General features: G+C 42.8%; 13 protein-coding genes. 7 read left to right on the top strand and 6 right to left on the bottom strand.

What is annotated here, in order from left to right; genetic code table 11:
- Positions 1-338: 338 nt before the first annotated feature.
- Positions 339-548, top strand: a complete 210-nt coding sequence (locus tag L2740_RS10590; protein ID WP_248950132.1) for a hypothetical protein — start codon at positions 339-341, stop codon at positions 546-548.
- Positions 549-666: 118 nt separating this feature from the next.
- On the opposite strand, the gene L2740_RS10585 is transcribed toward L2740_RS10590, so the two are convergent.
- Positions 667-1,035, bottom strand: coding sequence for an acyl-CoA thioesterase (locus L2740_RS10585; RefSeq protein WP_248468809.1), 369 nt, complete (start codon positions 1,033-1,035; stop codon positions 667-669).
- 319 nt (positions 1,036-1,354) lie between these two features.
- Here L2740_RS10585 and L2740_RS10580 point away from each other — a divergent pair, with 319 nt between their 5' ends.
- From L2740_RS10580 to L2740_RS10570, 3 genes are all read left to right on the top strand, one after another.
- Positions 1,355-2,827: an alkaline phosphatase gene (locus L2740_RS10580; RefSeq protein ID WP_248950146.1), complete on the top strand. Its 1,473-nt coding sequence runs from the start codon at positions 1,355-1,357 to the stop codon at positions 2,825-2,827.
- Between the two features lie 89 nt (positions 2,828-2,916).
- Entirely contained in the window at positions 2,917-4,512 is a 1,596-nt protein-coding gene (locus L2740_RS10575; protein ID WP_248950131.1) for an alkaline phosphatase family protein, read from the top strand.
- Positions 4,513-4,648: 136 nt separating this feature from the next.
- Complete coding sequence (locus L2740_RS10570; protein ID WP_248950129.1) at positions 4,649-5,536, top strand: hypothetical protein; 888 nt, start codon at positions 4,649-4,651, stop codon at positions 5,534-5,536.
- 123 nt (positions 5,537-5,659) lie between these two features.
- Here the strand turns inward: L2740_RS10570 and ltaE are convergent, their stop codons facing one another.
- On the bottom strand, positions 5,660-6,676 hold the full coding sequence (gene ltaE, locus L2740_RS10565) for a low-specificity L-threonine aldolase (RefSeq protein WP_248950128.1): 1,017 nt from the start codon (positions 6,674-6,676) through the stop codon (positions 5,660-5,662).
- A 337-nt stretch (positions 6,677-7,013) separates the two neighbouring features.
- Here ltaE and L2740_RS10560 point away from each other — a divergent pair, with 337 nt between their 5' ends.
- Positions 7,014-7,652 (top strand): trimeric intracellular cation channel family protein, encoded by a 639-nt coding sequence (locus L2740_RS10560; RefSeq protein WP_248950127.1) that lies wholly within the window; start codon positions 7,014-7,016, stop codon positions 7,650-7,652.
- Positions 7,653-7,757: 105 nt separating this feature from the next.
- Here L2740_RS10560 and L2740_RS10555 read toward each other — a convergent pair whose 3' ends face one another.
- From L2740_RS10555 to L2740_RS10545, 3 genes are all read right to left on the bottom strand, one after another.
- A complete protein-coding gene (locus tag L2740_RS10555) occupies positions 7,758-8,582 on the bottom strand; it encodes a mechanosensitive ion channel family protein (protein ID WP_248950126.1) in 825 nt (274 codons plus the stop codon).
- 28 nt (positions 8,583-8,610) lie between these two features.
- Positions 8,611-9,300 carry an OmpA family protein gene (locus tag L2740_RS10550; protein WP_248950125.1) on the bottom strand — a complete coding sequence of 230 codons (690 nt, stop codon included), beginning with the start codon at positions 9,298-9,300 and terminating at the stop codon, positions 8,611-8,613.
- A 569-nt stretch (positions 9,301-9,869) separates the two neighbouring features.
- Positions 9,870-10,283 carry a PACE efflux transporter gene (locus L2740_RS10545; protein ID WP_248950124.1) on the bottom strand — a complete coding sequence of 138 codons (414 nt, stop codon included), beginning with the start codon at positions 10,281-10,283 and terminating at the stop codon, positions 9,870-9,872.
- A gap of 84 nt (positions 10,284-10,367) precedes the next feature.
- Between L2740_RS10545 and L2740_RS10540 the strand changes: the two genes are divergently transcribed.
- Positions 10,368-11,249: a LysR family transcriptional regulator gene (locus tag L2740_RS10540; protein WP_248950123.1), complete on the top strand. Its 882-nt coding sequence runs from the start codon at positions 10,368-10,370 to the stop codon at positions 11,247-11,249.
- A gap of 55 nt (positions 11,250-11,304) precedes the next feature.
- Entirely contained in the window at positions 11,305-12,135 is an 831-nt protein-coding gene (locus L2740_RS10535) for a leucine-rich repeat domain-containing protein (protein ID WP_248950122.1), read from the top strand.
- A gap of 71 nt (positions 12,136-12,206) precedes the next feature.
- Here L2740_RS10535 and L2740_RS10530 read toward each other — a convergent pair whose 3' ends face one another.
- Positions 12,207-12,770 carry a DUF4136 domain-containing protein gene (locus L2740_RS10530; protein WP_248950121.1) on the bottom strand — a complete coding sequence of 188 codons (564 nt, stop codon included), beginning with the start codon at positions 12,768-12,770 and terminating at the stop codon, positions 12,207-12,209.
- Positions 12,771-12,795: the final 25 nt, after the last annotated feature.

Raw genomic sequence — 12,795 nt, 5'->3', positions numbered from 1 at the left:
CTCATTAGGGCCAGAGAATAATACTTTCTCATAAACAGGCCGGATATACGTATGCAGTTTTACCCACTGTTGCTCAATAATATCGCTTGAATTAAGTGAGGTGTCCATATAAGTACTTGAGGCGAGCTTCGGCAGTATCTGCACATACGCCTGCTGCAGGCGATTGATAACTACGGAACTAAAAGTTCAAACAATCTAATTTGTAACACCGAACACAAACAAAAATATAACCCGCCTTTATTGGAAGGCTAGCCTAATAACGTGAGCCCCTACCCTAGCGCAGCATAGAAATTGCTGGCAATATGCCCGCTATCTAATAAGAAATGGAATATCATTCAGTGAAACAGTTAGCTTTAATTAGCGCACTTTTGTGCAGCTTGGCGATTAGCGGTTGCGCCGACTTAAAAGAAGCCGGTCGTCAAATTGGCAGTACCACTAAAGAAGTCACCACAGATATTGGCCATGCGACTCGAGATACTACTCGCGCAATCGGCCACGCTTCTAGAGATGCGGTTAAATCAGTAAAACAAGATTTAAGCGAAGACTAGCTGTCGAGCAGACTTTACTAGCACTAAATATAAACAAAATATAAACAAAGGCTCACTATTGAGCCTTTGTTTTTATGTGATTCTTAATCAATTACAAACTATTAGCCACTATTACCCATTAAGCAGCATTGGCACGCATACCATGCTCAGCAGGCTGGCCTTTCTCGTTCACATGCACAAACACAATTTTGTCGATACTCACGATAGGTAATTGAGTTAGCTTGTTGCGCACCTTACAACTGACGGTAATCGATGTAGCCCCTGCGCTAATTAGCTCTAAGCCAAATTCGATGACATCTCCCTGCTTAGCTGGTGCCATAAAATTTACTTCCGACATTAACTTAGTTACATGACGTTGACTTTTCATTTGGCAGCCGGCAAAGATGGCCGCCTCCTCATCAATCCAACTTAACAATTGTCCTCCAAATAGAAAGTTGGCCGGATTTAGATGCTCTGGCTTAATAAAACGACGACTGTAATATTTCATTATCTACACCTCAAAAGTTAAATACTCAATTAGTGGTAGCAAATAAAATACCAACCAAACATTGTCCTAAAAAATCATAAAGTTAAAACAAATAGCTAATCTCTCCAGCTCCCCTCTCGCACTCATTTGGTGCTGCTGTGCGCTATTTACTCGCTTAATGAGCTGTAATCAGGCCTGTTTAATACCGCAATAAAACCGACATAAATCCGACTCAATAACGTCACGCAATTACCTGACAATCTGTTCGCCACAAGGAACCTTACATAAACCAAACTAATTTACGGTGACAATAGTGAATAATATCAAAAGAATAGCTGTGATGATCTCTTGTAGTCTCGCAACTGTCGCGGCAAATGCTTCTGTTTTACCCAGCAGCCAAACAGACAGTCAATGGTACAAAGATAGCGCCCAACTCGTCAGTGATAAAATAAATCAAACAACGACCAAAAAAGCTAAAAACGTTATCTTGTTTGTTGGTGATGGCATGGGTGTATCGACACTTACTGCCGCACGTATTTTTGAAGGTCAGCAACAAGCAGACAATCAAGGCGGTGAAGAAAACTTTTTAAGCTTTGAGCAATTTCCAAAAACCGCTTTAGTTAAAACCTACAACACTAACCAACAAACTCCAGATTCTGCTGGCACCATGACGGCAATGGCTACCGGAGTTAAGTCAAAAGCGGGCGTCTTGTCAGTGTCTGACACTAGCTTACGCGCCAACTGCCTGTCATCAAAAGGTAATGAGCTAATCACTTTAGTCGACTTAGCCAACGCTAAGGGCTTATCAACTGGTGTAGTAAGTACTGCCCGTATTACTCACGCCACTCCGGCTGCAACTTATGCACGCTCGCCTGAACGTAATTGGGAAGCGGACTCAAATCTGCCTGAAGAAGCTGTCACCAATGAATGCAAAGATATTGCTTACCAACTTGTAATGCGTGATGAAGCCGATGCGCTCACCGTTGCCCTTGGTGGTGGTCGCCGCAACTTTATTCCTAACGATGTAACCGATGGTGAGGGCAAATCAGGTCGCCGTGCTGATGGCGTTGATTTAACCCAAGCATGGACTGAAAACCACAGCAATGCTGCCTATGTATGGGATAAAGCAGGTTTTGATGCGATTGATGTCGATGCAACCGATCATCTACTTGGCTTATTTAACTCATCTCATATGGAGTATGAGGCAGATCGATTAGACGACACAGCAGGTGAGCCATCACTGACTGAAATGACGGCGAAATCCATTGAGCTGCTTAACAAGAATGAGCAAGGTTATCTGTTAATTGTGGAGTCTGGCCGTATCGACCACGCTCACCATGCGGGTAACGCTTACCGCGCCATGATGGATACCGTTGAGCTGTCAAACGCTGTACGTACTGCAGTTGAAAATACCAACCCTGAAGAAACCCTCATTATGGTCACGGCTGATCACAGCCATGTATTTACTATTGCAGGTTACCCAAAACGCGGTAATCCAATTCTAGGTTTAGTTCACGGCATCGACGGCAATGTCTCTATTGCAAAAGATGGCAAACCATACACGACTGTCGGCTACACCAATGGCCCTGGCGCTGTAGTGGGCGTGCGTGACGATTTAAGCTCAGTTGATACCCAAGATAAAGAGTTTAAGCAGCAAGCACTTATTCCAACAAGCAGCGAAACTCACGCTGGTGAAGATATTACCTTGCATGCCACAGGCCCTGGCTCCGATCTGGTGCAAGGGGTTATCGAGCAAAACGTTATTTATCACGTCATCAATCAAGCGCAAGCGCTTGGTGGAACCAAATACTAAACGATGGGTACAAGCAAATAATTGTACCAAATCATGCTTGGCTCAACGGAGATTGCGCCTGCAACTGTACCCATTTATGGAGTTTTAAAATGAACAAGAAATTACTCGTATTATCTGTTTCTGCAATGCTGGGACTTGCCGCTTGTAGTGATGATGGTGATAAAGGTGAAACTGGCGACAACGGCAAAGACTGGACAGCCGCAAATCAATGGTATGTAGACGGGCAATCTCGCGTAGCTAAGGCGCAAGAGTTGACTGTTAATAACGAAGCTGGCGCCGCTAAAAATATCATCCTGTTTGTTGGCGATGGTATGGGCGTATCAACAGTTACCGCTGCGCGTATTTTAGAGGGACAACTTAAAGGTCAAACTGGTGAAGAAAACTCGCTATCGTTTGAAACTTTGCCTTATGTTGGCCTAGCAAAAACTTACAACGTTGACGGCCAAACGCCGGATTCAGCTGGCACCATGACAGCTATGGTCACAGGGGTTAAAACCGATGTGGGTGTGATTGGTCAGGCAGAAGGCGTGATTCGTGGTAACTGCGCATCAACCGAAGGTCAAAACTTAGTGACATCTTTAGAGCTTGCCGCCATGGCTGGATTATCTACCGGTGTGGTATCAACAGCGCGTATTACCCATGCAACACCTGCGGCAACTTATGCCCATGCACCTGAGCGTAACTGGGAAAACGATGCTGATTTACCAGAAGAAGCCGTTAACAATGGCTGCGCAGATATCGCCTCTCAGCTACTTGCATTTGATTATGGCTCTGGCTTAAACGTAGTAATGGGCGGCGGTCGCCGTTCGTTTATTCCAACCACAGTCACCGATCCTGAAGGCAAGTCTGGCAGACGTTTAGATAACCGCGATTTAACTAACGAGTGGTTAACTAAGTATGACAACTCAGCTTACGTTGCAGATAGAGATGAGTTTTTAGCGCTAGATCCTATGACAACAGACCATGCACTTGGGCTATTTAACTCATCTCATATGGAGTATGAGTTAGACCGTAGCACTGATGGCGTTAACGGTGAGCCTTCGCTTGCTGAAATGACGGCTAAATCAATTGATATCTTGCAGAAAAACACCAAAGGCTTTGTGCTAATTGTTGAAGCTGGCCGCATTGACCACGCTCACCATGCAGGTAACGCTGCTCGCGCTTTACACGACACCATAGCTTTATCTGAGGCAGTACGCGTTGCCATGGAAAAAACATCGGCTGACGATACCCTGTTGATGGTTACAGCGGATCACAGCCATGTATTTACCATTGCTGGCTACCCAACTCGTGGTAACCCGATTCTTGGTCTAGTAAAAGGTAATGGCTCAGACGGTCAACCAGCGGTAACCAATGCAACCGACGCTAACGGCATGCCTTATACCACTGTGGGTTACACCAATGGCCGTGGCTACGCCAACCTTGAGACTGGTGGTGATGAACGTTACGGCTTTGAAGTTGCTCCGGGGCGCTTTGACCTTAACTATGTTGATACCCAAAGTGCAGGCTTTCACCAAGAAGCCTTGGTTCCACTAAGCAGTGAAACTCACGCAGGTGAAGATGTTGGCATCTTTGCCCGCGGCCCAGGCTCCCACCTTGTTCAAGGCACCGTTGAGCAAAACCACTTGTTCCACGTAATGAACCACGCTGGCAACCTTGTGAGCAAAGCTGAAGCGGCACAATAAAGGGATTGGAGCTAGCTAACACTAGCTCCGCTTTACAAGCAATCTTGGCCACATCGTCATTTTAGTAAACAGATTATGTGGCCATTTTTATTCATGCAAAACTTAGGCATGTGCCATTTTTGCTGTAGGAGTCAACATGCTAGTTTCATATTTTGGCCAATCATGGCGCTCACAAACTCTATTCTCTAAAACGGCTATCAACAGCTTTGTTGGCATAAGCTTATTAGCAGGTATCGCCTTTAATGCCAGTGCTACAAGCTGTGAAGGCCTAAGCGTTAATAACATTAGCTCTAATAACATAAGCGCCAATAATATAAGCTCGGCCAAGATTAGCTCTGCAAATGAGCGCCTAAACCCTGAACATTTGCGCGCGACTTATTCAATCACCACCAGCCAAGGCGGGCAACAAAGCTTAACTTTGCTACGTAGCGCCGACCAAGTGATTTATCAACGTAACGATGTCAGCTTTGAGTTGTGGAATAAACAGGGTGAGTATGTGCGCTATTTCCCTAAGCAACAACGCTCTATTTCATATCGCAAAGGCGACTTACTGTCGTTAAACATGCAGTTTGATTATCAGCAGTTAGCGCAGATTGTAGCCCCAAGCACTATCCAGCAGCTAACGGCAGTAAACAGCGTTCAACCCGCTAAACCAAACCAACTGCAGGCAGCAGGCAATATCGATTTAACTTGCCAGCAAGTGACTCACTACCAAGGCGCGCAGCACAATCAGCAACTTAAACTTGCATGGTTATCTGAGCTAGCGCTACCTGCAAACATGATCATGCTGCAAGGCGAGCAGCAGCTCAATTTCCAGCTGGTAGAGTTGGCTCCACTAAGCTCTGCTGAGTTTGCCGAGCATATTGCTAACTACCGCGATATGGATTTTGCCGATGTAGGTGACAATGAGTCAGACCCTTTTATTGCACAAATGATCCACCAAGGTTTTATTCAGCATGGTAGCTCTGGCTTTTACGACAGCCACGGCAATGCATTATCAAGTGGCGCCGGCCACCAGCATTAATTATTCTTTTAAAAGTAAAAGATCCACTTTATAAAGGCTTCGGGTTAGGGCTGCAAACAAAAAACCTAGGCAATCGCCTAGGTTTTTTATTATGAGTATTCACTGCTAACTATATGTAGTTTGCTAGCCGCGGCTTAATAAGCCTTTTAGCTCACTGATAAAGCGTACGATATCAGCTCTAGAAATATCAGCATGAGTCACTAGACGAATGGTTTTACCTGGGCTGAGTAAAATACCTTTTGCTTTTAAATCAACAGCAAGTGCTTTGACATCAATATCATCACTCACCTGTGCAAATACCATATTGGTTTGCACTTGCGACATATCAACACTAAAGCCTTCAATGTTCGCTAACTCATTCGCTAACAACGCAGCATTATCATGATCTTCTGCTAAACGCTCAACTTGCTCTGTTAGCGCCAGCGTTGCCGCCGAAGCCAGAATACCCGCTTGGCGCATACCGCCGCCTAGCACTTTACGCCAGCGTCTTGCTTTAGTAATTAAACGCTCGTCACCCAATAAAATTGAGCCAACTGGCGCACATAAACCCTTAGATAAACAGATTGAAACCGAGTCAAAATATTGAGTGATTTCTGTCATCGGAATATTTTGTGCAACAGCAGCGTTAGCCACACGAGCGCCGTCTAGATGGATTTTCAAACCACGTTCAAATGCCAAGGCTTGTGCTTGCGCTAAATACGTTTGCGGCACAATTTTACCGCCAATGGTATTTTCAAGGCTTAATAAACGAGTACGAGCGAAATGGATATCGTCTGGCTTAATTGCCGCTTCAATGTCACTCAGTAAAATACTGCCATCGGCTTGGTTAGTTAGTGGCTGTGGTTGAATACTGCCTAATACTGCCGCTCCGCCGCCTTCAAACTTATAGTTATGCGCTTGCTGACCACATAAGTATTCGTCACCACGCTCACAATGTGCCATTAGTGCCAGTAAGTTAGCTTGAGTACCTGAGGAGGTAAACAATGCATTGTCATAACCAAACATCTCTGCGGCCATGTCTTCAAGGTAGTTAACACTTGGATCATCGCCATAAACATCATCACCAACTTCAGCTTGGCTAATAGCGCTGCGCATTGCAGCTGTTGGCTTAGTGACCGTATCACTGCGAAAATCAATCATTGTGAACCTCAAGTCTATAAATCTGGTTTTATCAAATAGTGGCCAATATTACTGCGCCAAGCAAACAACTACCAGCAAAAATCTAAAGTTTACAAACCGTAACAAACACCACCAAAACCACAGATTGATAAATTAGCTTGCATATTCAACAACTATGAACATAACTAAAATATAAATCTAATCATAAAATAAACAAAACAGCGTAATTTATGCGACACAGCTCACACCAATAAAACTATTCATTAGAAAATGTAATGCAACAATTCAACTTTTATCATTGTATTTAAGCCGTAAAAACAGGCAAAATCGTCTCCCTTTTATTTAGCTCGTGCAAATCATGTTAGAAGTTAAAATTATCAGCTTTTTGTGGCTTATCGGCATATTGGCCGAAGCCATGACCGGCGCACTGGCTGCGGGTAAAAAACAGATGGACCTGTTTGGCGTAGTTATTATTGGCTGTGTAACAGCTATTGGTGGTGGCACCTTGCGCGACATATTGCTTGGCAACTATCCATTAATCTGGATTGAAAACGTCCATTATCTTATTGCGATTGCAGCCGCATCATTACTCACGGTAATGATAGCCCCGGTAATGCGTCATTTATCTAAGTTATTTTTAGCTATCGATGCCGTTGGCTTAGCTGTGTTTTCGATTATTGGCGCTCAAAAAACCTTAACCTTAGGTTTTAGCCCTGAAATCGCGATTGTTATGGGCGTGGTAACTGGAGTTTTTGGTGGGGTGATCCGCGATATTTTGTGTAATCAGGTACCGCTAATCTTTAAAAAAGAGCTTTATGCGCTGGTGGCTCTGTTGACTGCTGCCGCTTATGTAGCGATGAAGAGCTATGGTGTGCCAGAGTGGGTTAACTTGTCGATCTCATTAGCATTTGGCTTTAGCTTTCGTATGCTTGCGATCCATTACAAGTGGTCAATGCCAAAATTTGATTATCAGTATCAGTCTGATAACGCGCATTAATCGCATTATTTACAGATTAAAAAAGGTCGGCATAAGCCGACCTTTTTGCTATCTATCCCTATCTAACTAACACAAGCTATCTAATGCGTGTCAGCATAGCGGCCATTAAGCCGCAGGGGTTTCTTTTACATACAAATCCATTTGTGGATAAGGAATACCGATGCCAGCTTCATCAAGTGCAATCTTAATTTGCTCTAAGATTTCAAAGTGCGCAGGCCAGTAATCAGAGCCTTTAACCCAAGGGCGAACAACAAAGTTAACTGATGAATCAGCAAGCTCAGCAACTGCAACCGTATAAGCCGGATCTTTAAGTACATACTGATTGTTATCTAAAATCGAAGTTAGCACTTTCTTGGTTTCAGCTAAGTTAGCATCGTAAGAAACACCGATCACTAAATCTAAACGACGCGTGGCCATCGCAGAATAGTTAATAATTGTGCCGTCCATCATTGCTGAGTTAGGCGCGATAATCACTTTGTTATCCGGTGTTAGTAGCTTAGTTGAGAAGATAGTGATTTCATTAACTGTACCAGCAATACCAGCTGCTTCGACATAGTCACCTACACGGCATGGTCTAAATAGCACCATTAATACGCCCGCAGCAAAGTTTGAAAGTGAGCCTTGCAGCGCTAAACCAACGGCTAAACCGGCGGCACCGATCACAGCGACTAGTGATGCTGTTTGCACCCCAATCTGCCCCAGTGTGGCCACAATGGTAAATACAAACACCAGCGCCCAAGCAATGTTAGCGACAAACGAAACAACTGTGTTGTCTACTTTGCGCTTTTCTAGCAATTTGGTGGTGAGGTTTTTAGCGACATTCGATAAGAATTTACCGATTATAAAAATGATAATGGCAAACAAGATCTTCATGCCATAAGTGACAATTAGTTCTGGTGCTTGGTCCATTAACCCTTGCAAGTTATCCATGTATATACTCCCTTAAATTAAAAACAAACTATTGAACGTTTACTAAAAACTCAACGCGTCGATTCTTTTCTCGACCATACGCGGTTTGGTTACTAGCAACAGGGTAAGTACTGCCCATGCCCTTAACCTGAAATCTGTCTGCCGCAAACCCAAATTGCTGCACTAACACCTGTTTTACTTGTTGTGCCCGCTCTACAGATAAATGCTGATTAAAGCGCGCTTCGCCAATCGAATCTGTATGACCAATTAGCACTAAAGGCACATTCGTTGCGTTGAGCCAGCGAGACAAGCCTTCAAATACTTGTTGCTGCGACATCAGCACTTGCGCTTTAGCAAATTCAAACCTAACAGCAATTGATGACATTTCTGAGCACGAACTCGGAAAAAGTTTGCCGTTACTAGTGTTAAAACAATAATTTGGCATCACAGCCAAACTTGGTGTTAACCTCAATGCTTGTTGCTCATGACTACAGCCGCTGGCATCAACCCTTTGATTTGCGACTGTTTTGGCGCAGGCATCTTTTAGATCTGGCACGCCGTCAATATCAGTATCTTGCCATTGCCGAATAGGCTTATCTGCAGCGATTGCGCTGTTTATCGCTGAGCTTAACAAGCAAATTAAAAGCAAAACCGCTTTATAAAAAACATTACACAGCCAAGCAGCTCTATTCAAAGACATGCTAGTTCTGACCGAACAGGCCGTTGTTGCTATCTTCATTTATCCGCCTTTACTCAGTGCGACTTAATATTGTGAGAGGCAATATGTATTACCTTGAAGATAAAACCCAACCGCTAGCCTTAGCTTACAACCCAGACCATCAAGCGGTAACATTTTAACCCAAGAAACACAAAAACACAGTCAAACAATTAACTTATGCATTACAAGCATAGTTAATATCTTCTAATTTTCGATTTTTATCTGCACTACAAACCTTTTGTATGCCAATCAGTAGTACTTATTGTTGTAGAGAGTTGTTGTGGAGGATGCTTATAAAGAGTCGTTGTGAAGAATAGTCGTAGCGAAAAGTGGTGATGATGAGCTGTGGAGAATACTTTTAGAGAATAACTGCGGTGAAAAGTAGCGATAAATAATACTGCTGCAATCGAGAATAAGATTGGCCATTGAAATGACAAACCAATGGCAATTGCGATTAGAATTTTTGCTATAAAAATGCCGCTGCTACACAGTAACAGCGGCAAGTTAGCAATTTAACTAAGTGTCACGTATTAGCTTTTATATTTCAGTCTCTTTGAAGTAATGAAAAGCTAAAAGCTGACTCAAATACCTTATTGCGCTGGCTTTAATCTGAGACGAATATTGTCGTAACACCAGTTAAATGCAATCACATAAAAGAAGAAGAAAATTAAAAATGCAGCTTCTAATGCTAACGACTGCAATAGCGTAATCTCTAAAAACCATGCAACCACAGGTACAGTGATAAAGATAATTCCGCCTTCAAAACCAAAGGTATGACCTATTCGAGTCTTTAAGGTTCTGTTTGCTCTGTCTGCACCAAATTGCTTATCGAACCATATGTTGTAAAAGTAATTCCATACTACCGTGTACAAACTCAGTCCCACGCCCACAGCCAACATTGAGCTAGCCTGCTTGCCTGAAAACAATGATGCCGCGGGTACTATGATAGCCAGTGCTATCGCTTCAAAAAGAATGGCGTGAATTACTCTATCTTTAAATGTCATTACAAATCACTCTACAGTTAAGTTGCAGTCATTATCATCTTTAACTACGATAGTTAAAAATTACATACCATCACCTTTACTGATATGTTAACTATCGAACAACTGCTTTCTTTCGTCACTACCGTTGAAACAGGATCTTTCTCTGCTGCTGCAAGAAAGTTAGGTAAAGTGCAATCGGCCATTAGTCAGCACATAATCAACCTCGAGATAGATACCAACCAAACCTTGTTTGATAGAAGCCACCGTTACCCAATACTGACTCACGCAGGTGAACAACTGCTGCCACAAGCCAAAGCTGTTATTGCGCAACACCAAAGGCTAAATCTGCAAGTACAAGCATTAGGTCAAAAAACTGATTTAAAGCTAACCCTCGCCATCGATGAGGGGATCCCCTATGACAAATTTACTGCTTTACTCAAGAATTTGTCTGAGTTATATCCTCAATGTGAGCTTGAATTGCTTTGTGCATCAAGCTTAGATGTCATCCATCTTGTAGATACTAAAAGAGCAAGCTTAGGCATTGTATTTAGTGAGCTAACTTACCCTGAGGCAATCGATTTTGAATCCTTAGGCGCCGTTCAATTTGAATTGCTGGTCAGCCCAAATCATCCGCTAGCTAAAGAGACCTCATCACATATTGACGTGCTTAAGCTACATCGACAGCTATTAATAGGCTCTAAAGAGAATCATAAAGGCTGGTTCAATACTCCCCACTCGCCTGATGTTTGGCACGCTGATAACTACTACATGTTATTTGAACTAACCAAAGCAGGCTTTGGTTGGGCATTACTACCTTTGCACTTGTGCAAAAATGCCATAAAAAATAACGAGCTTTGCAAGCTTAAGATTGATTTTGAGCAATTGGGTTGGCAAGCTAACGTCGATGTTATTCAACATAAAAGCCGCTCTGAAAATGAGTTTAATAAACAAGTTAGAGCGTTAATGCGCGGCCTACTCAGCGAGTAATACTTGCGCGAAAATGTTGTTTAAGAGTTATTAAGAAATGCTCAAAGGAAATACCATGGAAATCAGCACTGCCGACGCATTAACTGCACTGCTCAACGATGAGCAGCAATGCAAAATGCTAATCAAGCTTGAATTAAGGGGCCGAGACATTAAATTCTTGCCGCCAGAAATAGCTCAACTAACCTCACTCGAAGTATTGCGTTTATCCAGCACTGAAGTCATTGAGCTACCTAAAGAGCTAGGCCAGTTAACAAAGCTAAAAGAACTTGGGTTAGATATGTCAGGGACTGAGCGACTACCAGCAGAGATCGGCAATCTAGTCTGTTTAGAAACTGTCAGTATTGACTATCCAGCCATGACAACACTGCCAAAGCAAATTACTGCGCTACCTAATTTAAAACAATTAGATTTTATCGGTTGTGAAAAGGATACTTTACCGGAACAGATCTGGCAGATTAAATCCCTTGAAAAGTTGGTTCTCTCTAGCTTATGTGACGATATCGAAGAGTTACCTGCAGAAATAGGTAATCTAATCCATTTAAAAGAATTAATCTTAAATGGCTGTTGTTTGCAAAAGTTACCAAAAGAGATTGGTAAACTCGCATCGTTAGAAAAGCTAGATTTATCTGACAATGTCTGCCTCAATCACTTACCAACAGAAATTGGCAATTTAGCTCAACTTAAAGAGCTAAACCTATACTGCAGTGAGCTTGAGGTATTACCTAAAGAGATCGGCAAGCTCACTAACCTAATAAAGCTAGATTTAAGCTACTCCTTGCTATCAGAGCTGCCTGATGAAATAGAAAACTTAACCGCGTTACAGTCTCTAGGTCTTAGGAATCTACAGTTAGCCAGCATACCACCGTCACTGGCTCATTTGGCTTAGACGCTCGAGATATAAATTTAAGACATAAAAAAACGGCCAATAGGCCGTTTTTTATAAACAACTTAAGTAAATTACTTGCCTTCAGGCTTAGGCGGATAGTTAAGTAGTAATGCACCAACCGCTTCATTAACGACTTCAACACGCTCTTCAGGTGTATCTTTATCGCGCATCGTATCAGCTACTGAGCCTCTCCAAATTAGCTTGCCGGTTTTAGTGTTAACCATATCTAAGATTAAGGTACCTACTTCATATTCACGAACTGTAGTTTGTGTATGACCTACACCACCACCCCAGCCCCAACCTGGACCATAATATGGGTTATAACCATAGTTAGTATTAAAGGTATCTACATTAATCTTCTTATCCACTTTCGTTAGATAATTAACCAAAATATCTGCAGTTGCAGCATCGCCCTTAGTCAGTCCTTTTAGTTGCAACTGATCGTCAACAGCCTTACGCACACGTTGGTCCATTAGCCCGTCTAAATGATAAGTCGCATCTTCGGTTTTCTTCTGTACCCAGGCGTAGGTTTTCACTTCATTAAAGTTTACCCCTGGATCATAATCCGAGCTTGTCTTAAGTGAGCTACATGCACTTAATGCTAACGCAGCAATAATCACCAATAACTTATTCATGTTCTCTCCAACAATAATCTTATAT

The organism is Shewanella pneumatophori, from assembly GCF_023283895.1.
Taxonomy (GTDB): domain Bacteria; phylum Pseudomonadota; class Gammaproteobacteria; order Enterobacterales; family Shewanellaceae; genus Shewanella; species Shewanella pneumatophori.
Note: the sequence above shows the minus strand (reverse complement) of the source record. Positions and strands in the feature narration are given on the sequence as shown.